The sequence below is a fragment of the Ferrovibrio sp. GW821-FHT12E11 genome (assembly GCF_058806975.1).
In genome coordinates, this window is sequence record NZ_JBXAQG010000001.1 from 3,084,611 (window position 1) to 3,104,903 (window position 20,293).

General features: G+C 64.8%; 21 protein-coding genes. 13 read left to right on the forward strand and 8 right to left on the reverse strand.

Going from position 1 to position 20,293, the window contains the following annotated elements:
- Positions 1-55 precede the first annotated feature (55 nt).
- From AC1ROT_RS15330 to AC1ROT_RS15355, 6 genes are all read left to right on the forward strand, one after another.
- Positions 56-1,075, forward strand: coding sequence for a helix-turn-helix domain-containing protein (locus AC1ROT_RS15330; protein ID WP_493000027.1), 1,020 nt, complete (start codon positions 56-58; stop codon positions 1,073-1,075).
- Positions 1,076-1,180: 105 nt separating this feature from the next.
- Entirely contained in the window at positions 1,181-2,314 is a 1,134-nt protein-coding gene (ispG, locus tag AC1ROT_RS15335; protein ID WP_492971706.1) for a flavodoxin-dependent (E)-4-hydroxy-3-methylbut-2-enyl-diphosphate synthase, read from the forward strand.
- 27 nt (positions 2,315-2,341) lie between these two features.
- Entirely contained in the window at positions 2,342-3,583 is a 1,242-nt protein-coding gene (gene hisS / locus AC1ROT_RS15340; protein WP_492971705.1) for a histidine--tRNA ligase, read from the forward strand.
- 4 nt (positions 3,584-3,587) lie between these two features.
- Positions 3,588-4,676, forward strand: a complete 1,089-nt coding sequence (gene prfA / locus AC1ROT_RS15345; protein ID WP_492971704.1) for a peptide chain release factor 1 — start codon at positions 3,588-3,590, stop codon at positions 4,674-4,676.
- Complete coding sequence (gene prmC, locus AC1ROT_RS15350; protein WP_493000028.1) at positions 4,669-5,562, forward strand: peptide chain release factor N(5)-glutamine methyltransferase; 894 nt, start codon at positions 4,669-4,671, stop codon at positions 5,560-5,562. Before prfA ends, prmC begins: the two co-directional genes overlap by 8 nt.
- Positions 5,563-5,831: 269 nt before the next feature.
- Positions 5,832-6,323, forward strand: coding sequence for a DUF4167 domain-containing protein (locus AC1ROT_RS15355; RefSeq protein WP_493000029.1), 492 nt, complete (start codon positions 5,832-5,834; stop codon positions 6,321-6,323).
- A gap of 79 nt (positions 6,324-6,402) precedes the next feature.
- On the opposite strand, the gene AC1ROT_RS15360 is transcribed toward AC1ROT_RS15355, so the two are convergent.
- Positions 6,403-7,365 (reverse strand): alpha/beta hydrolase family protein, encoded by a 963-nt coding sequence (locus AC1ROT_RS15360; RefSeq protein ID WP_492971701.1) that lies wholly within the window; start codon positions 7,363-7,365, stop codon positions 6,403-6,405.
- 355 nt (positions 7,366-7,720) lie between these two features.
- On the opposite strand from AC1ROT_RS15360, the gene trxA reads away from it, so the two are divergent.
- A complete protein-coding gene (gene trxA / locus AC1ROT_RS15365; RefSeq protein WP_144068820.1) occupies positions 7,721-8,044 on the forward strand; it encodes a thioredoxin TrxA in 324 nt (107 codons plus the stop codon).
- Here the strand turns inward: trxA and AC1ROT_RS15370 are convergent.
- The 6 genes from AC1ROT_RS15370 to pyrF are packed head-to-tail and all read right to left on the reverse strand — an operon-like array spanning position 8,041 to position 13,698.
- Complete coding sequence (locus AC1ROT_RS15370; RefSeq protein WP_493000030.1) at positions 8,041-9,360, reverse strand: bifunctional folylpolyglutamate synthase/dihydrofolate synthase; 1,320 nt, start codon at positions 9,358-9,360, stop codon at positions 8,041-8,043. The genes trxA and AC1ROT_RS15370 overlap by 4 nt on opposite strands.
- The gene (accD, locus tag AC1ROT_RS15375) at positions 9,332-10,276 is read right to left on the reverse strand and encodes an acetyl-CoA carboxylase, carboxyltransferase subunit beta (protein ID WP_492971699.1); all 945 of its coding nucleotides are present in this window, start codon (positions 10,274-10,276) and stop codon (positions 9,332-9,334) included. The genes AC1ROT_RS15370 and accD overlap by 29 nt, the downstream gene beginning before the upstream one ends.
- Positions 10,277-10,290: 14 nt before the next feature.
- Complete coding sequence (gene trpA / locus AC1ROT_RS15380; RefSeq protein WP_492971698.1) at positions 10,291-11,112, reverse strand: tryptophan synthase subunit alpha; 822 nt, start codon at positions 11,110-11,112, stop codon at positions 10,291-10,293.
- The gene (gene trpB, locus AC1ROT_RS15385; RefSeq protein WP_492971697.1) at positions 11,109-12,320 is read right to left on the reverse strand and encodes a tryptophan synthase subunit beta; all 1,212 of its coding nucleotides are present in this window, start codon (positions 12,318-12,320) and stop codon (positions 11,109-11,111) included. Before trpB ends, trpA begins: the two co-directional genes overlap by 4 nt.
- A gap of 11 nt (positions 12,321-12,331) precedes the next feature.
- Entirely contained in the window at positions 12,332-12,973 is a 642-nt protein-coding gene (locus AC1ROT_RS15390) for a phosphoribosylanthranilate isomerase (protein ID WP_493000031.1), read from the reverse strand.
- 5 nt (positions 12,974-12,978) lie between these two features.
- Positions 12,979-13,698: an orotidine-5'-phosphate decarboxylase gene (pyrF, locus tag AC1ROT_RS15395; protein ID WP_492971695.1), complete on the reverse strand. Its 720-nt coding sequence runs from the start codon at positions 13,696-13,698 to the stop codon at positions 12,979-12,981.
- An 82-nt stretch (positions 13,699-13,780) separates the two neighbouring features.
- On the opposite strand from pyrF, the gene AC1ROT_RS15400 reads away from it, so the two are divergent.
- The 5 genes from AC1ROT_RS15400 (at position 13,781) to AC1ROT_RS15420 (ending at position 18,835) form a co-directional block, all read left to right on the forward strand.
- Entirely contained in the window at positions 13,781-14,803 is a 1,023-nt protein-coding gene (locus tag AC1ROT_RS15400; protein ID WP_493000032.1) for a polysaccharide deacetylase family protein, read from the forward strand.
- Positions 14,804-14,817: 14 nt separating this feature from the next.
- Positions 14,818-15,564 carry a molybdate ABC transporter substrate-binding protein gene (locus AC1ROT_RS15405; RefSeq protein WP_493000034.1) on the forward strand — a complete coding sequence of 249 codons (747 nt, stop codon included), beginning with the start codon at positions 14,818-14,820 and terminating at the stop codon, positions 15,562-15,564.
- A 130-nt stretch (positions 15,565-15,694) separates the two neighbouring features.
- Positions 15,695-17,257, forward strand: a complete 1,563-nt coding sequence (locus AC1ROT_RS15410) for a hypothetical protein (protein ID WP_493000035.1) — start codon at positions 15,695-15,697, stop codon at positions 17,255-17,257.
- Positions 17,254-17,982, forward strand: a complete 729-nt coding sequence (locus AC1ROT_RS15415; RefSeq protein ID WP_493000036.1) for a hypothetical protein — start codon at positions 17,254-17,256, stop codon at positions 17,980-17,982. Before AC1ROT_RS15410 ends, AC1ROT_RS15415 begins: the two co-directional genes overlap by 4 nt.
- A 19-nt stretch (positions 17,983-18,001) precedes the next feature.
- The gene (locus tag AC1ROT_RS15420) at positions 18,002-18,835 is read left to right on the forward strand and encodes an alpha/beta fold hydrolase (protein ID WP_493000038.1); all 834 of its coding nucleotides are present in this window, start codon (positions 18,002-18,004) and stop codon (positions 18,833-18,835) included.
- A gap of 102 nt (positions 18,836-18,937) precedes the next feature.
- Here the strand turns inward: AC1ROT_RS15420 and AC1ROT_RS15425 are convergent, their stop codons facing one another.
- A complete protein-coding gene (locus AC1ROT_RS15425) occupies positions 18,938-19,300 on the reverse strand; it encodes a nuclear transport factor 2 family protein (RefSeq protein WP_492971689.1) in 363 nt (120 codons plus the stop codon).
- 116 nt (positions 19,301-19,416) lie between these two features.
- Here AC1ROT_RS15425 and AC1ROT_RS15430 point away from each other — a divergent pair, with 116 nt between their 5' ends.
- On the forward strand, positions 19,417-20,289 hold the full coding sequence (locus AC1ROT_RS15430) for an AraC family transcriptional regulator (RefSeq protein WP_493000039.1): 873 nt from the start codon (positions 19,417-19,419) through the stop codon (positions 20,287-20,289).
- Positions 20,290-20,293 lie beyond the last annotated feature (4 nt).

Sequence of the window (20,293 nt, forward strand, 5' to 3'; positions counted from 1 at the left end):
GGCCTCATTGGCCATTTGCCGTAAGATGCCGGGGCGAACGATGCGGGCGAAAAGAATGAATAGCCAGTCCGGCGAACAAGCCGCCATGGCAACTGCCGTCAGCGTTGAGGAGCGTTACGACGGGGTAGGCCATAGCCTGAAGGTTGTGCGTGAGCGGCGAGGCCTCGCCCTTGCCGACGTGTCTGCACGCCTGCGTATCCGTCGTCCATATCTGGAAGCCATCGAAGCCGGCCGCTTCGGCGAACTGCCTGGCGCGGTCTATGTCAGCGGCTTCCTGCGCCAGTATGCAGAATTCCTCGGCCTCGATCCCGAAAACGTGCTGAAGACCTATCAGGGCGAGTCCGATGGCTCGGTGCGCCGCACGGTTCTGAATTTCCCGCTGCCGCGCCCGGAAGAGCGCACGCCGCGCCTGTGGCTGGTGATCGGCGCCCTGGTGCTGGCCGGCATCGTCTATGCGCTGTGGTACAAGCACCAGGAAGCGCTGCGTGTCGGCCAGGATTTGATCCAGGCTGTGCCGTCGCGGCTCGCCGATCTTGTGCCCAGCCCGCAGCCGATCGCGCCGGCTGCGCCGCCGGTGATTCTGCCGCCGCCACCGGTTGCCAGCACGCCAGCCCCGGTCGCGACGCCGGCACCGGTAACCCCGCCGCCCGCCGTTGCATCCGTACCCGCATCTCCGGCGCCCGCGCCGCCCGCTCCGGCCATCGCCGCCGCACCCGCGCCGGCGCCCGCACACCCTGTCGCAGCCGCGCCTGCGCAGCCGCCGGCCGCGGCCCCCACCAGCTATGGCACCGCCGATGCCGGCAGTCGCATCCGCCTGGAAGCCACCGCACCATCGTGGATCCAGGTGCGCGGCCCCAACAACGAACAGGTCTTCACCCGGCTGCTGAATGCCGGCGAGCGCTACCAGGTGCCCGACCGCGCCGGCCTGACGCTGCTGACCGGCAATGCCGGTGGCGTGCGGGTGGTGGTCGATGGCCAGACCCTGGCCCCGCTGGGCAACGAGGGTGAGGTCAAGCGCGGCATTTCGCTCGATCCGGAACGCCTGAAAAACCCCGGAAACGAGCGCCAGGGCTAGGCTTTCGGGCCCGGCCTGCCTTGCCATCACCCGGTAAAGACGCCATGTTACGCCGCGTCCGCAGGCCCCAATAAAGCCTGAGCTGAGCCGGACGGAAACCAGATCATGAGCATCCGACCCTATCGCGATATCCAGCGCCGCAAATCGCGGCAGATTTTCGTTGGCAAGGTGCCGGTGGGCGGTGACGCGCCGATCACCGTGCAGACCATGACCAACACGCTGACCAGCGACGTCCAGGCGACGGTGGAGCAGATTCGTCGTTGCGAAGAGGCCGGCGCCGATATCGTGCGCGTCTCCTGCCCCGATGAAGACTCGACCAGGGCGCTGAAAGAGATCGTGCGCCAGTCGAAGGTGCCGATCATCGCCGACATCCACTTCCACTATAAGCGCGCCATCGAGGCCGCCGAGGCCGGCGCCGCCTGCCTGCGCATCAATCCCGGCAATATCGGCTCTGCTGACCGCGTACGCGAAGTGGTGAAGGCCGCCAAGGATCACGGCTGCTCGATGCGCATCGGCGTCAATGCCGGTTCGCTGGAAAAGCACCTGCTGGAAAAATACGGCGAGCCCTGCCCGGAAGCCATGGTGGAAAGCGCTATGGATCATGCGCGCATTCTGGAAGACCATGACTTCCGCGAATTCAAGATCAGCGTGAAGGCGTCCGATGTCTTCCTCGCCGTTGCCGCCTATCAGGGTCTGGCCGAGGCCTGCGACTATCCGCTGCATATCGGCGTGACCGAAGCCGGCGGCCAGCGCATCGGCACGGTGAAGTCCTCCATCGGTCTTGGCATGCTGCTGTGGTCGGGCATCGGCGATACGCTGCGCGTGTCGCTCTCGGCCGCACCCGAGGAAGAGGTCAAGGTCGGCTTCGACATGCTGAAGTCGATGAACCTGCGTCATCGCGGCGTGAACGTGATTTCCTGCCCGTCCTGCGCGCGCCAGCAGTTTGATGTCATCAAGACGGTCGAGGTGCTGGAACAGCGGCTGAGCCATATCACCACGCCGATGACGCTCAGTGTGATCGGCTGCGTGGTCAACGGTCCTGGCGAGGCGCGCGAGACCGATATCGGCTTCACCGGCGGCGGCAAGGGCTCGCATCAGGTCTATCTTGCCGGACAGCCGGCACACCGGCTGCAGAACGAGGATATCGTCGCGCATCTGGTCAGGCTGGTCGAGAACAAGGCGCGCGAGATCGAAGCCGCCAAGACGCAGTCCGCCGACGCGGCCGACGCCGCTTCTTAGCTTTCCAATCTTCTTAGGAGACACGCCGTGGCCCAGCAGCTGCAGCCCGTGCGCGGTACGCATGACATTCTGCCTGACGAGTATGACCGCTTCCGCCATGTGGTGGACACGGCGCGTCAGGCTGCCTTCCTGTTCGGCTATCGCGAGATGGCGACGCCGATCTTCGAATTCACCGATGTTTTCGCCCGCTCGATGGGCGAGACCTCGGATGTCGTCTCCAAGGAAATGTATTCCTTCACCGACAAAGGCGGCGAAGGCCTGACGCTCCGTCCGGAATACACCGCCGGCATCTGCCGCGCTTTCATCTCCAATGGCCTGCAGCAGCATGTGCCGTTCAAGGTATTCGGCTGGGGTCCGATGTTCCGCTTCGAGCGGCCGCAGAAAGGCCGCCAGCGCCAGTTCCACCAGATCGACGTCGAGGTGATCGGCGCAGCCGAACCGCAGGCCGATGTGGAAGTGATCTCGGTGGCGGCTGAAATCCTGCGCCGCCTCGGTATCCTCGACAAATGCGTGCTGGAGCTGAATACGTTGGGCGATCCGGAAAGCCGCGTTGGCTATCGCGACGCCTTGGTGGCGTATTTCGGCGGCCATGTCGACAAACTGTCGGAAGACAGTCGCAAGCGTCTGGAGAAGAACCCGCTGCGCATCCTCGACTCTAAGGATGAAGGAGATCGGGCCCTCGTGGCCAATGCACCGCTGATCCAGGACTACCTGACGCCGGCCGCCGCCGAGTTCTTCAAGGCCGTGCAGGATGGCCTCACCGGCAACGGCGTACCCTTCAAGGTCAGTCCGCGCCTGGTGCGTGGCCTCGACTACTACACCCACACCGCTTTCGAATTCACCACCGACATGCTGGGTGCCCAGGGCACGGTTCTCGCCGGCGGCCGCTATGACGGCCTGGTCGAGCAGCTCGGCGGCAAGCCGACGCCCGGCATCGGCTGGGCCGGCGGTATCGAGCGGCTGGTGATGCTGAGCGACCCGAAGCCGGTGCTGGTCGCCACCGTGGCCATCGTGCCGATTGGCGAAAACGCCGAAGCCGCGGCCGTGAAGATCGCCGCCGAACTGCGCCGTGCGGATGTGGCCGTCGAGTTGGCCTACAAGGGCAATGCCGGCAAGCGCTTCAAGCGCGCCGACAAGATGGGCTGCACCCATGCGGTGGTGATCGGCGATGACGAACTGGCCAAGGGTGTGGCCAAGCTGAAGGACCTGAAGAGCGGCGAAGAGACGGAAGTGCCGCTGTCTGGTCTGGCCGCGAAACTGAAGGCCTGAACGAATGGATGTTGCCGGCCTGCCGGAGGCCAAGCTCGACAAGGTGATCGAGCGCTACGAGATGCTGCAGGCCCAGATGGCGGCCGGCGGGCTCGCGGCCGAGGCTTTCGTCAAGCTGTCGAAGGAATATGCCGAGATCGAACCGCTGGTGCAGGGCATCAACGAGTGGCGCCGGCTGCGCAGCGAAGTGGCCGATCTGCTGGCGATGCGTGACGATCCCTCTTCCGATGCGGAGATGCGGAGCTTGGCGGAAGCCGAGTGGAAAGCCGCACAGGCGGCCCTGCCCGATGCCGAGCGGCGCGTGCTGGTCATGCTGCTGCCAAAGGACGAGGCTGACGAGAAGAACGCCATCCTCGAAGTGCGCGCCGGCACCGGCGGCGATGAGGCGGCGCTGTTCGCGCGCGACCTGTTCGAGATGTATCGCGGCTATGCCGCCAAGCATGGCTGGCGCTTCGAGGTGGAAAACATCGCCGATACCGAACTGGGCGGCTTCCGAGAAGCTGTGGCGACGATCTCCGGCCGCAGCGTTTTCGCCCGGCTGAAATTCGAGTCCGGCGTGCATCGCGTGCAGCGCGTGCCCGATACCGAAACTCAAGGGCGCATCCATACCTCGGCCGCCACCGTTGCCGTGCTGCCGGAAGCGGAGGATGTCGATATCGACATCAACGAGAACGACCTGCGCATCGACGTCTACCGCTCGTCGGGCGCCGGCGGCCAGCATGTGAACACCACGGACTCCGCCGTCCGCATCACCCATATTCCGACCGGCATCGTGGTGGCGCAGCAGACCGAGCGGTCGCAGCACAAGAACAAGGCCAAGGCGATGAAGCTGCTGCGCGCCAAGATGTATGAGGCCGAGCGCGAGCGCCTGGCCTCCACCCGCGCCGCCGACCGCAAGGGCCAGGTCGGTTCCGGCGATCGCTCCGAACGCATCCGCACCTACAATTTCCCGCAGGGGCGTGTCACCGACCATCGCATCAATCTGACGCTCTACAAGATCGAACAGGTGATGACGGGCGAGGCGCTGGACGATGTGATCGAGGCGCTGATGGCCGAGGATCAGGCGAGCCGCCTGGCGGAGCTCAATGCCTGAGGCGCAGATGACCGGGGCGCAGATGACCGGGGCGCAGATGACCGGGGCGGTGATCGCCGCCGCCACCGAACGCCTGAAACAGGCCGATATCGCCGAGACGCCGCGTCTGGACGCCATCCTGCTGCTGGAGCATGTGAGCGGGATCAGCGCCGACCGCATCCGCCTCGATCCCGCCGCTTTGCTGGCGCCGGAAATCGTCGCCGCTTTCGAGGCCCTGCTCGCGCGCCGCCTGCAGCACGAACCGGTCACCAAGATCATCGGCCGGCGCGAATTCTGGAGTCTGGACTTCCGTACCAGCCGCGACGTGCTCGACCCACGCCCGGATTCCGAAACCCTGGTCGCCGGTGTGCTGGCGCATGTTGCCGACCGTGGTGCGCCGCTGCGGCTGGTCGATTTCGGCACCGGCTCGGGCTGCCTGCTGCTCAGCCTGCTGCATGACCTGCCGAATGCGACCGGCCTCGGCATCGATCTTTCGCCGGCGGCGCTGGCCGTCGCACAGGACAATGCCCGCAGCCTCGGTCTTTCGGATCGCGCTGCATTTCGTCAGGGCGACTGGGGGCAGGGCCTGGATGGCGGCTTCGATATCCTGATCAGCAATCCGCCCTATATCGAAAGCGCCGTGGTGCCGACGCTGGAGCCTGAAGTGGCGCAGTATGATCCGCATCTGGCGCTGGATGGCGGCGCGGATGGCCTGGAGGCCTATCGCCGGCTGATGCCCGATCTGGCCCGTCTGGGCGTGCCCGGCGCTTGCGCGGCGCTCGAGGTCGGCATGGGGCAAGATGTCGCAGTGGCCGCCCTGCTGGCTGGGGCGGGCTTTGCCGAAATCGCCGTCCTGCCCGATCTGTCCGGCATCGGTCGCGTCATCATGGGCATGAAACTCCGCTAAATCCGGGGAAGTGACGGAAATTCCGTGAAAAAAGGGTTGGCAGCGGCACGGGCCCCGCTTATCTTGGGTCCGGGATGACGCGGTCCCAAGGAACTCGCCTACGGGTGTTAACCAGGGGCGCATAAGGCAGGCAGCGTCATCGCCTCTTCGACTGACATCGTAGCGATGGGATCATCGAGAGGCCGACCGCATGGCGCGCGTTAGCGACGCAATGTGTGTGCGCATGGTGCCTGACTGCGCTATTTGCTGAAAACAAGCGAGATGAAGCTGTGAATAACAAGAATCGTCAACGTGGCGGCCGTCCCCAGGGCCGGAGGCCGCATGGTGGTGGCGGCGGTGGTGGAGGCGGCGGTGGCGGTGGAGGCGGCAATAACGGCGGGATGAACAATTCCCACCGTAATTTCGACTCCAACGGTCCCGACGTCAAAATCCGCGGCACCGCCACGAATATCTTCGAGCGATATTGCCAGCTGGCGCGCGATGCCAATTCCTCCGGCGACCGCGTCTCTGCCGAGAATTACCTCCAGCATGCGGAACACTATTACCGCATCATGCTGGCCCAGGGCGTGACGCCGATGCAGCGCGCCGCCAACCAGCAGCAGAACGGCCAGCAGCCGCAGCAGCAGCCGGGTCAGCCGGCCCAGCAGCAGCAGCCCGCCACCGAGGGCGGCGAACAGCCGAGCCTGGAGATGGAGCTGGAAGCCGTGCTCGATCCGGAAGCCAAGGCTGCCGCCGAACGCGACGAAGCCAACGCCGCCTGAACGGCGCCGCGACAGAAACAAAAAAGGCCGCCAGAGATAATCTGGCGGCCTTTTTTAATGGCGGAAGAAAACCCGGATTTTAGTTGGTGGCCTCTGTGCCGGCCTGTTCGGCCTGGGCCCACAGGGCCTCGTCGGCGATGGTCAACTCGCGGATCGGCAGCATTTCGGTTTCCGGCACCACCGGCGCCAGCGCGATGTCGATCTCCAGCTCCTTGTCGAGCAGGCCGCGGTCGGTGCCGAGATGGCGCTCGAAGAAACCGACGGTGCGGGTGATGCTGTCGGTCTGGGCATCGCCACGGAAGGTGTGGCCCTGGCCCTTGTAGATCTTCACTTCATGCTCGGCGCCAACCTCTTCCAGCAGGTTGGTCAGTTCGTAGGCGCGGCGCACCGGCACGGTGGCATCCTTGTCGCCATGCAGCACCAGGGTCGGCGGCATGCGCGACACGCCCCTGCGCTGCACTTCCGACGGCATAGCGCCGACGACATTGACCACGGCCTGGATGCGCGGATCGCGGCTGCCCAGCGCCAGGGCATGGAAGCCGCCCAGCGACAGGCCGAACACGCCGATGCGGTCCGCATCGATATAGGCCTGCTTGGAAACATAGGAGACGGCTTCGGCGATGACGCGCTCGCGCTCGTCATGCAGGGTCGGCGCGGCCTTGCGGGCCTGCGTGATGCCGTCGAAGTAATGGATGACAAAGGCGGTGATGCCCTTTTCGGCCAGCGCCTTGGCCTGCGGGTAGAATAGCGAGCCGTCGCCCAGGCCATGGGCGCCATGCAGGATCAGCACGGCCGGGGTCTTGCCATCCGGGCCCAGCAGATCGGTCTCAGCCTTTACCACATCGACTCGCACGCGGCGGCCATCGATGGTGAAGCCATTGCCCTCGGCCTCGGCGGCGCGGCGGGCAGGTTCGGCGGATTTCAGTTTGCGCGGGGCAGCCTTCGCCGGTTTTGCATCGGGCTTCGGAGCGACAGAGGACTTGGTCTGGCCGGCGCGCGGCTGGGCGCTGGTGGCCGGCGCGTAGGCGGCGACACTGCCCAAAAGCAACGCAAGGGCAGAAATTCGGCAGAGACTGCGGAACGTGCGCAGCGTCAATGCGTTTCCCCCAGTCATACCATCCCCCGCACTCTCGAATTTATTAACAAAAGCGGGCCCCGACCCGCTGTCTGTAACCAGTTGTAACAACCCCGGCTGCGACTTGTCTACCCTTGATTTCGTCTAATATTTCCTGCTTTTCTAGTAATATCATGGGGTTGGGCAAAATTTGCCGGGTGGTCGTCCTGTGATCGGCGTCAGCTTGACGCCCCGGGGGTGCCTACTTACCTTTAACCACCGAAGCCGGAGTCGTTTACCAATAGCGAATCCGGCGCTTCCCATTCTCAAGAGGGTTTCCGCAATGTCCGCGCCGACCAAAGTTACCGACGCCTCCTTTGAAAGCGACGTCCTGAAGTCGTCCGACGCCGTGCTCGTCGATTTCTGGGCCGAGTGGTGCGGTCCCTGCAAGCAGATCGCCCCGGCGCTCGATGAGATCGCCAGCGAGATGGCCGGCAAGCTGACCATCGCCAAGGTCAACATCGACGAGAACCCGATGACGCCGTCGAAGTTCGGCGTGCGCGGCATCCCGACGCTGATCCTGTTCAAGGACGGCAAGCCGGTGTCGACCAAGGTCGGCTCGATGCCGAAGAGCCGCATCGTCGAGTGGATCAACTCCGCGATCTAGGAATTCTCCGCCAAGATCCGGCCCGCGAGGTATAGCGAGCCGGCAATGACGACCCGGGCCGGTGCTGAAAAAGCATCGGCCCGTATCATTTGTGCGATCTGCCGGATGGCTGCCGCGGCGCTGCCTGCGGGTTCCGCCGTCAGACCGACACTGCGGGCGGCAGCGGCCAGGTCTTCGGCCGAGAGGCTGTTGGCCTCGCCCGGAATGCTGATGCAGCGCGCCCCCTGCAGGCCGGGCGCCAGGGGACGGAGGAAGCCGGCGGCATCCTTGGTGTTCAGCATGCCGGCCAGCAGCCAGGTCGGCCGCGGCGGCAGCTGCTTCAGAGTGTCGGCCAGCGCCGTGCCCGCCATGGCGTTATGCGCGCCATCCAACCACAGCTCGGTGCCGGGCGGCAGCAGGTTGGGCAGCGGGCCTTTGGCGAGGCGCTGCATGCGGGCTGGCCAGTCGACCTGACGCAGGCCGGCGGCCATGGCATCCGGACCGATCTTGAAACCGGAAAGATGCCGGGCGCAGGCCACGGCCACGCCGGCATTGACCACCTGATGGGCACCGAGCAGGGCCGGACGGGGCAGCGACAGCGTCACCGTGCTGTCGCGCCAGACCAGACCGTCGGCCGTCTCGCGTACCGTCCAGTCGCGGCCCTGGCGGAACAGCGTCGAGCCGGTCTCGGCGGCGCGCGCCTCGATCACGGCGATGGCTTCGGATGGCTGCGGGCCGACCACACAGGGGACGCCGGGCTTCAGGATGCCGGCCTTGTTGACGGCGATCTTCGCAATGGTGTCGCCCAGGAAGGCCACATGGTCGATGCCGATCGGCGTAAGCGCGGTCAGGATCGGCTGCGGGATGACGTTGGTGGTATCCGCAATGCCGCCCAGGCCGGTTTCCAGAAGCACCAGGTCGGCCGGCGTCTCGGCAAAGGCCAGATAGGCGGCCGCGGTGGTGATCTCGAAGAAGGTGATCGGCGCGCCGTCATTCACGCCCTCGCAGCGTTCCAGCAGCGCGATCAGCCGGTCGTCGTCGATCAGCTGACCGGCCAGCCGGATGCGTTCGTTGAACCGCACCAGATGCGGCGAGGTATAAGCATGCACGCGATAGCCGGCGGCCTCGGCCATGGCGCGCAGGAAAGCGGTGGTCGAGCCTTTACCCTTGCTGCCGGCGACATGGAACACCGGCGGCAGATGCAGGTGTGGATCGCCCAGCCGCACCAGCAGGGCGCGGATGCGGTCCAGCGACAGGTCGATGGCCTTGGGATGCAGCGCCATCAGGCGCTGCAGGATCAGGTCGCGCTTAGCGGAGTCGTTTGCCGGCGGAGCCATGGGGAATCTCACCGGTCGGCGGAATCTCCAGGCCCGGACGCGGCAGGGCTACCACATCGGCCTTCGGCTGCGGGTCGAGCAGCAGGGCGGCAATGCGGCCCAGCGTGTCGCGCAGGTCGCGGCGATGCACCACCATATCCAGCATGCCGTGTTCCAGCAGATACTCGGCGCGCTGGAAGCCGGTGGGCAGGGTTTCGCGGATGGTCTGTTCGATCACGCGCGGGCCGGCGAAGCCAATCAGCGCGCCGGGCTCGGCGATCTGGATATCGCCCAGCATGGCGTAGGAGGCCGTGACGCCGCCGGTGGTCGGATCGGTCAGCACCACGATGAAGGGCAGATGCGCCTCGCGCAGGCGCTGCACGGCGATCACCGTGCGCGGCATCTGCATCAGGCTGAGGATGCCCTCCTGCATGCGCGCGCCGCCGGCGGCGGCGAACAGGATCAGCGCGGCATTCTGGTTGATGGCCAGCGTGGATGCTGCAATCAGCGCCTCGCCGGTGGCCATGCCCATCGAGCCGCCCATGAAGGCGAAATTCTGTACGGCGATGACAACGTCCTGGCCCTTCAGCGTGCCATGGGCGACTGCGAAGGCGTCCTTCTGGCCGGTCTTGGCGCGGGCATCCTTCAGGCGGTCGGGATACTTCTTGGAGTCGCGGAAATGCAGCGGGTCTTGCACCACATCAGGCAGTTCGATGGTCTGGTATTCGCCTTTGTCGAACAGGCCGGCGAAGCGCTCCTTCGGCCCGATGCGCATATGGTGATCGCATTTCGGGCAGACATGCTGGTTCTCTTCCAGCTCCTTGGCATAGATCATCTGCTGGCAGCTCGGGCACTTGCGCCACAGGTTGTCCGGCGTGTCCTTCTTGGCGGTGAACTCGCGGATCTTGGGCAGGACGGTACGGGTCAGCCAGTTCATGGCAATCTTCCTTCTTAAGCCGCGGCCTTGGCGACGCCGCGCACGGCGGCGCTCAGTTCGCGCACCAGATCCAGCACATGCTTGGCCGGATCGATCTTCTTCATCTGGGCCTCGGCCACCCGTTCCACAAGGGCGGTGCCCACCACGGCGGCGTCGGCCACCGCGGCGATCTCGGCGGCGCGCTTGCCGTCACGGATGCCGAAGCCGACCGCCACCGGAATCTTCGTGTGCTTCTTGATCTGCGCCACTGCCTTGCCCACCGCATTCGGATCGGCGGCTGCCGCGCCAGTGATGCCAGCGATTGAGACGTAATAGAGGAAGCCCGAGGTATTGGCCAGCACGGCCGGCAGCCGCCGCTCGTCGGTGGTCGGGGTCGCCAGCCGGATGAAATGAATGCCGGCCTTCACAGCCGGAATGCAGAGTTCGTCGTCCTCTTCCGGCGGCAGGTCGACCACGATCAGGCCATCGACGCCGGCGCTCTTGGCATCGACAAGGAATTTGTCGACGCCATAGGCGGAGATCGGATTGAAATAGCCCATCAGCACGATGGGCGTGGCATTATCCTTCTTGCGGAAACCGCGCACCAGATCCAGCGTCGTCTTCATGCTGGCGCCATTGGCCAGTGCGCGCAGGCCGGCGGCTTCGATGGATGGACCATCGGCCATCGGATCGCTGAACGGCATGCCCAGTTCGATCACATCGGCACCGGCGTCCGGCAGGCCTTCGATCAGGCGGGCGCAGGTGGCGAGGTCCGGGTCGCCGGCGGTGACGAAGGTGACGAGGCCGGCGCGGCCCTGCTGCTTCAGGTCGGCGAAGCGTTTGTCGATGCGGCTCACAGCGTCACTCCCAGGGCTTTCGCCACGGTATAGATATCCTTGTCGCCACGGCCCGACAGGCAGACCGCCATCAGGTGATCCTTCGGCAGCTTGGGCGCCAGCTTGATCACCTGCGCCAGCGCATGGCACGATTCCAGCGCGGGAATGATGCCCTCCAGGCGGGACAGCATCTGGAAGGCATCCAGCGCTTCCTTGTCAGTGGCCGAGAGATATGTGACACGGCCGACATCATGCAGCCAGGCATGTTCCGGGCCGATGCCGGGATAGTCGAGACCGGCCGAGATGGTATGCGCCTCGGTGATCTGGCCGTCCTCGTCCTGCAGCAGGAAGGTGCGGTTGCCATGCAGCACGCCGGGTACACCCTTGGCCAGAGAGGCCGCATGACGCGCGGTCTCCAGGCCTTCGCCGGCAGCTTCGACGGCATAGATCTGCACGCTGCGCTCGTCGAGGAAGGGATGGAACATGCCGATGGCATTCGAGCCGCCGCCGATGCAGGCGACCAGTGAGTCCGGGATGCGGCCCTCGCGCTCGATCATCTGCTCCTTGGTTTCTTCGCCGATGATGCACTGGAAGTCGCGCACCAGCTGCGGATAGGGATGCGGGCCGGCGGCGGTGCCGATGATGTAGAAGGTGTCATGCACGTTGGTGACCCAGTCGCGCAGGGCCTCGTTCATCGCGTCCTTCAGGGTCTTCGAGCCCGACTTCACGGCGCGGACCTCGGCGCCCAGCAGGCGCATGCGGAACACGTTCGGCTGCTGGCGCTCGATATCCACCTCGCCCATATAGATCACGCAGGGCAGGCCGAAACGGGCGGCCACCGTCGCCGTCGCCACGCCATGCTGGCCGGCGCCGGTCTCGGCGATGATGCGGGTCTTGCCCATGCGCTTGGCCAGCAGGATCTGGCCGATGCAGTTGTTGATCTTGTGCGCGCCGGTGTGGTTCAGCTCTTCGCGCTTCAGGTAGATCTTGGCACCGCCCAGATGCTTGGTCAGCGGCTCGGCGTAATAGAGCGGATTCGGACGGCCGACATAATCGCGCAGCAGGTAGTCCATCTCGGCCTTGAAGGCGGGATCGGCCTTGGCCTCTTTGTAATGCTTCTCCAGCTCCAGAATCAGCGGCATCAGCGTCTCGGCGACGAAGCGTCCACCGAACTTGCCGAAATGGCCGCGTTCGTCCGGGCCGGTGCGATAGGAATTGATCGCGGTCATCAGCTACCTCGTTACAAAGCTTTGGCGGCGGCCAGGAAGGCCTCGATCTTCGCCGGGTCTTTTTTGCCGGGGGAAATTTCCACCCCGGAAGATACGTCGACAGCCTTGGCACCGGATTGCTGGATCGCCTGCGGCAAATTGTCCGCTGTCAGGCCTCCCGACAGGATCCACGGGCGCTTGAACTGCGCGCCCTTCATGATGCTCCAGTCGAAGGCGACGCCGTTGCCGCCGGGCAGCTTGACATCTTTCGGCGCCTGGGCGTCGAACATCAGCCAGTCGACGCAGTCCTCGTAATCCTTGGCCTTTTTCAGGTCGGCCTTGGTAGAGACCTTGATCGCCTTGATGATCGGCAGGCCGAAGAACACGCTGATGGCACGGCAGCGTTCCGGCGTTTCGTCGCCATGCAGCTGCAGCAGGTCAAGCCGTGCCTTGGCCAGGACCTTGTCGAGGAAATCATTGTCCGGGTCGACAAAGACGCCGACGCGATCGATGCCGCTGGGCACGATATTGAGCAGGGCTTCCGCCTGTTCGGCCGAGAGATTGCGCGGGGAGGGCGGGAAGAAGATGAAACCCAGCATGTCGGCGCCGTGGTCGACGGCGGCGGCAAGGGCCGTTTCGTCGGTCAGGCCGCAGATTTTGGTGAACAGCGCCATCTGATTTACGCCGCCTCGGCCAGTTCTTTGGCAATCGCCTGGGCGCTGGCTTCCGGATTCTCCGCTTCGGTGATCGGCCGGCCGATCACCAGATGGTCGGCGCCGAGACGGATGGCATCGCCGGGCGTCATCACGCGCTTCTGGTCGCCGGCCGCCGAACCCTTGGGGCGGATGCCCGGCACCACCAGCTTGAAATTGGGGCCGCAATTCTGACGCAGCAGCGAAATCTCGGTGGCGGCGCAGATCACGCCGTCGGCGCCGTTATGCTGGGCCAGCCGCGCCAGCCGGATCACATGCTGGCTGACATCGCCGGTGACGCCGATGGCGGCGAGGTCGGCGGCATCCAGCGAGGTCAGCACGGTGACGGCCAGGATCAGCGGGCGGGTCTTCGCCCCCTTGGCGGCCTCGACGGCGGCGCGGATCATCGCCGGCCCGCCAGAGGCATGCACGGTCAGCATTGCCGGGCCCATCGCCTCGGCGGCCGAGCGCACGGCACCGGCCACCGTGTTGGGGATATCGTGGAATTTCAGGTCGAGGAACAGCGGCGTGCCGGCCGGCACCACGGCCCGCACATCGGCCGGGCCGCGGGCGGTGAAGAATTCCTTGCCCAGCTTGACCCCGAAGCCGGCAGAGGCGGCAGCGCGGGCGCAGCGGGCGGCAAATTCCAGGTCCACGGTGTCGATGGCGCAGAAGACCGGCGCCGGATTTTTCGATGGGGTCTGCATGGGGCGGGCTTATAGCGGAATTGCCCCCGGAAGTCTCCCCCCAGACCTCCCCCGGCCAGGCCGTTAAGGCTACACTGCAGCCATGAAAACCAGCCCCTATATCCTGATCGCCGGCCTGCTGGCGGTCGGCGGCCCGGCCATCGCCGCCGACCATGCCAGCATCCTGATGTACCACCGCTTCGGCGAGAATACGGTGCCCAGCACCAATATCCGGCTGGAGCAGTTCGATGCCCATATCGCCGAGCTGAAGTCCGGTCCCTACAGGGTGCTGGGCCTGCCTGAGATCGTGGCCAAGTTGAAAGCCGGCGAGGCGCTACCCGACCGCGCGGTCGCCATCACCGCCGACGACGCCTATATCTCCGCCTTCACCGAGGGCTGGCCGCGGCTGAAAAAAGCCGGCCTGCCCTTCACGCTGTTCGTCGCCACCGAGCCGGTGACCTCGAAGCTGCGCGGCTATCTGACCTGGGACCAGATCCGCCAGATGAAGGCGGAAGGCGTCACAATCGGCGCGCACAGCCATCGCCATCCCTCGCTGCCGCAGCTCTCGCCCGAGAAGGCGCGCGAGGACCTGGAAACCTCGATGGCGCTGTTCGAGAAGGAACTGGGCGAGAAGCCGACGCTGTTCGCCTATCCCTTCGGCGAATGGGACGCCAAGACCCTGACCCTGGTGAAGTCGCTGGGCTACAGCGTCGCCTTCGGCCAGCATTCCGGCGTCGCGCATCCGAAACACGACATGTTCTGGCTGCCGCGCTTTCCCATGAACGAGCATTTCGGCAGCGTCGACCGCATCCGCCAGGCGCTGAATGCGCTACCGCTGCCGGTCACCGATGTCGAGCCCACCGACGTGCTGGTGAAGCTCGGCCAGACACGGAATCCGCCAGTCTTGCGCTTCACCGTGGCGCCTGGCATCGAGCGGCTGAAACAGATGGTCTGCTACACCGGCGAGGGCAAATCGATCATGCCGAAGGAGATCGCCGAGCGCCGTTACGAGCTGCAGGCGCCCGATGCGCTGAAGCCGCCGCGTGACCGCATTTCCTGCAGCGTGCCGTCATCGGAGCAGGGCCGCTTCCGCTGGTTCGGCATCCAGTTCACCGTTGTCAAATGAAGCAGGCGGGTCAAGTGAAACGCCACGTCCTCGCGGCACTGTTCAGCTTTCTGGCACTGCCTGCATCGGCAGCCGACCTTGCGGTGCTGACCACCGGCGCCTTCAAGTCCTCGCTGCAGGCGGCATTGCCGGCATTCGAGCAGCAGGGCCATCGCATCACGCTCGACAACGACACCGCCGGGGCGCTGGTGCGCCGCATCGAGGCTGGCGCGCGTTTCGACCTGGTGGTGCTGACGCCATCCGCCATCGATGCGCTGGCGGCGAAAAACCTTGTCATGCCGGGCAGCCGGCGTGACCTCGCGAAGGTCGGCATCGGCGTGGCGGTGAAGGCCGGTGCAGCCAGGCCCGATATCTCCACCACCGCCGCTTTTCGTCAGATGCTGCTGGCCGCGTCGCGCGTCGCCTATATCGATCCGGCTGCCGGCGGTTCCAGCGGTATCTACCTGCAGACCCTGTTCGAGCAATGGGGCATCGCGGCCCAGATCGCGCCCAAGGCCGTGCTGGTGCCCGGCGGCCTGGTGGCCGAGCGGGTGGCGCGTGGCGAGGCCGAACTCGCCATCCACCAGATCAGCGAAATCCTGCCGGTCGCCGGCGTCGATCTGGTCGGGCCGCTGCCAGCCGAGATCCAGAATTACACCACCTATGCTGCCGCCCTGGGGCCGGCGCCCTCGGATCAGGCCGCCGCCCGCGCCCTGCTGGAGCATCTGGCCGGGCCGCAGACGGCCCGGCTGCTGGCGGCCAAGGGCATGCAGGCGCCCTGACCGGGACCGGACTGACATACATAAGTATTCACGCTTTGCGGGAATAAAAGTGACAGAGCGCAACTTGACAAAAGGAACATATCATGTACATTAAATGAGAACATAGTAAAAACATGTTTCGAGGTCTCGCATGAGCTGGCTTCCGCGTGATGATCGCAACCCGTATCGCCTGTCCGGCTCGGTCGGCCGCTTTGGCGACAATAAACGCGCCGATGTGATCAAGGCTGAACTGCTGCTGGCCAACACCGGCTTTTTGAAACTGCCGTATCCCGGTGTGCCAACTGGCTGGCCCGGTATCGAACTTTCAGACGCCATCACCCGGCTGCAGAAACAGGAAGACGTGGATCCTGACGGCATTCTCCTGCCGCTCAATCATGGCAAGGTCGGCGAGCGAGGCGAGGGCGAGACGATCGAGGCGATGCAGCGGTCGCTCGGTTCCAAGCTGGATGGCTATGATGCGCCGACGCCGCAGCAGGTCGATGCCTACTGGGACACGTGGATGCCCGGTCACGGCGAGCCTGATCCGGCAACAGCAGCGCCGCCGCGCATTGCAACAGTGCAGGATCGCATCGGGCGCGATCTGCCGCAGGGTGTAATCCTTAGCGACGTGGATGAACCGGCGCCGCCCCGTTTTCAGGCAGGGCAGCAGGTGGCGCAGGTCGTTCCGGTGCCGGCGCCGCCGCCCATCATCCCCGCGGCCACCGGCCAGGGCAGAGGTCCGCATCCCTATCCGCAGGACGCGCCGGAGGTTAAGGCCGCCGCAAGAACGGTGCGGCGTGGTCTGGACAACGCCGAAACGAAAATCCGCCGCGGCATCGATGATGTGGCCCGGATCAAGGATGCGCTTGACGCCGTCGGGCCGCTCAATCTGCTGCGTGTGCCTGCCGAGATGATGCAGCAGGCATTGCGCGTCAATGAAGACCGGTCCGAGGCCTTTACCCCTGTCGAGGCCGAAACCGGCACGCCGCCGTTTCCTGCCGATGGCGGGCTGAAAGCGGGGCCCTTACAAGGGCCGGCACCGGACCCGGCGCCACCGCTCCCGACTCCGCCATTCCCTGCGTCTGACGTCAAACCGCAGATCGAAAAACTGATCCCGCCTGAAGTCAGCGCCTGGATCGGCAAATTGCCGCCGCAGGAGCGGCCGTTTGCCAAGGACCTCTGGGGCATCATCCTGGAATCCAATCCGTATGGCATCCGCGGCAAACCGGAAACCGTGAAAGCCAATACCATTGCGGCCAAGGCCTGCCAGGACAGCCTGGTCGGTTTTCCCCGCCTGCGGGGGATCACGCATAAATATGGCGGGGTGAATGAAGCCGGAGAACCTTTGCCCGAGGAAATCGTCAAACGGAACAAGGATGAGAAATCCCTGCGTGGTAGCAGCCGGCCCGATAACAGCCACATCAACGAACAGAACGAAAAATTTGCTGCCCGCATGAATACGGTCGATATCCTGAAGACCGGCAGCGATAGTATCGAAACCGAAACGATGACGGCAAACGAGCGCCGCCGCTATGACAATCTGTTGCGGAATCTGAAGGGAGGTATTGCCGGCTGGGCGCGCAAGATGAAGCCGGGTGAAAGCGACGAAGCGTATCGCCAGTATGTCACCCTCCGCTGCCAGGACATGTGGCGCCGGCTGGAGCATAAGCTGGAACAGGAAGGCGTGATCGAACCGTTCGGGAGGCTGCAATGAGTGACCCCGCCGTTTTCTTCGACCTGAAGGACCTGCGCCCGTATCCGGATGACCCGTATTACTGGCCCACGATCCGCTCCCGGAAAATCTGTCTTTCGATTGCCGACTGGCAGGCTCTGGGGGATGCCCTGCAGGAGGCTTATCCGCCGGGTCTGTATCATCGTCATTGCACCGAGGCGGAGGCGACCAATCCGGATGTCGTCCCGGACATTCGCACGGTCGATCACCTCTGCGGATATCTGGAGCTGGAAGGCAGGATGCCGGTTGATATTGCGATGTGCCTGGATCCGGACTGGCGATATCGGCCCTACAAGAATCAGGATGGACGGCCGCGATGGATGCGAAATAGGGTGCCGTTGCCGTCCATCTTGTTCCGCCCCTGGGTGGCTGGCATACGGCCTGCGGGTCCGCTCGGACCTGAGCGTATCCAGGTTGCCGACGTTCATGTCTATTGCGAATACCGGAATGAAGCGCATATCAGTTTCGCGCGGCGATTCTATCGCCTGCTCGGGCGATTCGTTTCCAACAAGAACCAGATCGTTGCGTGTTTTGAGCATGGCTCGGTTATAGAGAGAACATTTCTCATCGATAAAGGTTCGGATGTGTGGCTGGGGCATGACGCGGTGCGCTGGGTGCGCGAAGACAGTCGGCGGCAGCTCTTCGACTCGACGAACCATCGAGGCCATCGCCCGAACGACGATGCCCATGCCGCATCAAAGGACTGATGCGCTTCGGTATGAGGATATGATCACGGAACCGGTCCGGCAGACGCGCCGCGTCAACGGCTATGACCTGTCCTATCTGGAAGCCGGGCGGGGTACGCCGCTGGTGCTGGTGCATGGCTCGCTCTGCGACCAGCGCATCTGGGCGGCGCAGATGCAGCCGTTTGCCGAGCAGTACCGCGTGCTGGCGCTCAGCCTGCGCCATTGCTGGCCCGAGCGGTGGAACGGCGCGGGTGACGGCTACGACATCCATCGCCATGCCGATGACATTGCCGCCTTCATCGCGGATCTCGATGCCGGCCCGGCGCATCTGCTCGGCCATTCGCGCGGCGGCCATGTGAGTTTCCGCCTGGCGCAGCATCACCCGCAGCTGTTGCGCAGCCTGGTGCTGTGCGAACCGGGCGGCCAGCTCGATCCGGCATTAAGCGATCATGACGCGCCGCCGCCGGGCGCCGGCCTGGGAAAAATGTTTGCCGACAGCGCCGACCTGATCGCGCGCGGCGAAGTGGATGCCGGGCTGGAACTGTTTGTCACCGCCGTCGGCGGTCCGCGCGCCTGGAAATACGGCAGCGAACGCTTTCGCCAGATGGCGCGCGACAATGCCTATACCCTGCTGGGCCAGACCCGCGAGCCGCGACCGGCTTTCATGAAAGCCGAGATCGAGAGCATCGGCATGCCGGTGCTGCTGGTCGGCGGCGCGCTGACGCGCGGTCATTTCCCCAAGGTGCTGGATGCGATGCAGCGTCTGATGCCCGATGTGCAACGTGTGCTGATCGAGGGCGCCGGTCATCCGATGTATGAGCAGCGGCCGGCGCAGTTCAATGAGCTGGTGCTGGCGTTTTTGGCGCAGCGTTGACACTAGCCGGTCCGTCGTCCCCGTGAAGGCGGGGGCCCAGAGCTACGGTAAAGTCTAACCTGGCACTGGATTCCCGCTTTCGCGGGAATGACGATGAGATTTCTATCCCCGCGTCACATGGGCGGCGACGCAGAGCCAAGCGCCGTCGGTCTGCTGGGTCCAGATATCGGTGTAGCGGCCCTGGCCGGGTTTGCCGTCGGGCTTGGTATACATCGTGCGGGCATGGATGATCGCCATGCTGTCGAACATGCGGATGCGCACATCCTCGGCTTTCAGGTTTTTCGCCGCCGAAGGTTTGGCGATCTGCGCCAGGAAGGCGGCGCGGTCGATCAATCGGCCGTCCGGGTTGGAATTCAGGAAGTCCGCCGCGAGATGCGCCTCGAACCAGGCGACATCGGACTCGGCGACGCTGCGGATATACTGCTCGTTGAGCATGAAAAGCTTGTTGTGGTCGCTGTCGGCCATGGCGGCGCGTCTCCGGTTTCGTCCCTGGGCCGGCACACTGGCCCCGCAGCGCCAACTTCGCAAGATTTATCAAATGGGGCCGTGCTAGCGTTCTTTCAGTCAGAGGGAAGATCGAGATGACCGATTTCGTGACAACCAGTTCCGCCAGCGAAGCCAGCTATATCCGGCGCTTCACCCGCGTGACCGAATATATCTACGCCAACATGGATGCCGAGCTTGACCTCAACACGCTGGCCGAGGTGGCCGCGCTGTCGCCATGGCACTGGCATCGCATCTGGCAGGCGGTCTATGGCGAAAGCATCGCCAATACGGTGAAGCGCCTGCGGCTGCAGCGCGCCGCCGCCGATCTGTCGCATACGCAGATGCCGCTGGACGAGATCTGGCCGCGCGCCGGTTATGGCTCTGCTGCCGCCTTCAGCCGCAGCTTCAAGGACGCCTACGGCCTGCCGCCAGCGGAATACCGCAAGAGCGGCAGCCACACTCGCTTCACCCTGCCGCAATCGCCCAAAGGAGTATCCATCATGCGCGACGTCGCCATCCGCAAGCTTGAACCCGCCACGCTCGCTGTGATCCCGCATAAGGGGTCCTATATGGAGATCGGACGTGCCTTCGAAACGCTGTTCGGCACCCTGGCGGCGCGTAACCTGATCCGGCCGGGCCTGTGTATGAAGGGCCTGTTCTATTCCGACCCTACCTCTGTGCCGGAAGCCGAACTGCGTTCGGCGGCAGGCATCGTCATTCCCGATGCCGGTTTTCCGGTGGAGGCGCCGCTGGAGCGCGCCAGCTTGCGCGGCGGCGACTATGCCGTGCTGCGTCACAAGGGGCCTTACTCCGACATGAAGGCGGCCTATGACTGGCTTTATGGCGAATGGCTGGTGCAGTCGGGCCGCGAGGCAGCCGATGCCCCGGTGTTCGAGGATTACCTGAACAATCCGCGCGAAGTGGCGCCGACCGAACTGCTCACCGATATCTGCCTGCCGCTGAAGTGATGCC

Excerpts from the sequence above, each read along its gene's own strand:
- AC1ROT_RS15330 (WP_493000027.1), top strand. The coding sequence starts at position 56 with ATGAATAGCCAGTCCGGCGAACAAGCCGCCATGGCAACTGCCGTCAGC.
- ispG (WP_492971706.1), top strand. The coding sequence starts at position 1,181 with ATGAGCATCCGACCCTATCGCGATATCCAGCGCCGCAAATCGCGGCAG.
- prfA (WP_492971704.1), top strand. The coding sequence starts at position 3,588 with ATGGATGTTGCCGGCCTGCCGGAGGCCAAGCTCGACAAGGTGATCGAG.
- prmC (WP_493000028.1), top strand. The coding sequence starts at position 4,669 with ATGCCTGAGGCGCAGATGACCGGGGCGCAGATGACCGGGGCGCAGATG.
- trxA (WP_144068820.1), top strand. The coding sequence starts at position 7,721 with ATGTCCGCGCCGACCAAAGTTACCGACGCCTCCTTTGAAAGCGACGTC.
- AC1ROT_RS15370 (WP_493000030.1), bottom strand. The coding sequence starts at position 9,360 with ATGGCTCCGCCGGCAAACGACTCCGCTAAGCGCGACCTGATCCTGCAG.
- accD (WP_492971699.1), bottom strand. The coding sequence starts at position 10,276 with ATGAACTGGCTGACCCGTACCGTCCTGCCCAAGATCCGCGAGTTCACC.
- trpB (WP_492971697.1), bottom strand. The coding sequence starts at position 12,320 with ATGACCGCGATCAATTCCTATCGCACCGGCCCGGACGAACGCGGCCAT.
- AC1ROT_RS15390 (WP_493000031.1), bottom strand. The coding sequence starts at position 12,973 with ATGGCGCTGTTCACCAAAATCTGCGGCCTGACCGACGAAACGGCCCTT.
- pyrF (WP_492971695.1), bottom strand. The coding sequence starts at position 13,698 with ATGCAGACCCCATCGAAAAATCCGGCGCCGGTCTTCTGCGCCATCGAC.
- AC1ROT_RS15400 (WP_493000032.1), top strand. The coding sequence starts at position 13,781 with ATGAAAACCAGCCCCTATATCCTGATCGCCGGCCTGCTGGCGGTCGGC.
- AC1ROT_RS15410 (WP_493000035.1), top strand. The coding sequence starts at position 15,695 with ATGAGCTGGCTTCCGCGTGATGATCGCAACCCGTATCGCCTGTCCGGC.
- AC1ROT_RS15415 (WP_493000036.1), top strand. The coding sequence starts at position 17,254 with ATGAGTGACCCCGCCGTTTTCTTCGACCTGAAGGACCTGCGCCCGTAT.
- AC1ROT_RS15420 (WP_493000038.1), top strand. The coding sequence starts at position 18,002 with ATGATCACGGAACCGGTCCGGCAGACGCGCCGCGTCAACGGCTATGAC.
- AC1ROT_RS15425 (WP_492971689.1), bottom strand. The coding sequence starts at position 19,300 with ATGGCCGACAGCGACCACAACAAGCTTTTCATGCTCAACGAGCAGTAT.
- AC1ROT_RS15430 (WP_493000039.1), top strand. The coding sequence starts at position 19,417 with ATGACCGATTTCGTGACAACCAGTTCCGCCAGCGAAGCCAGCTATATC.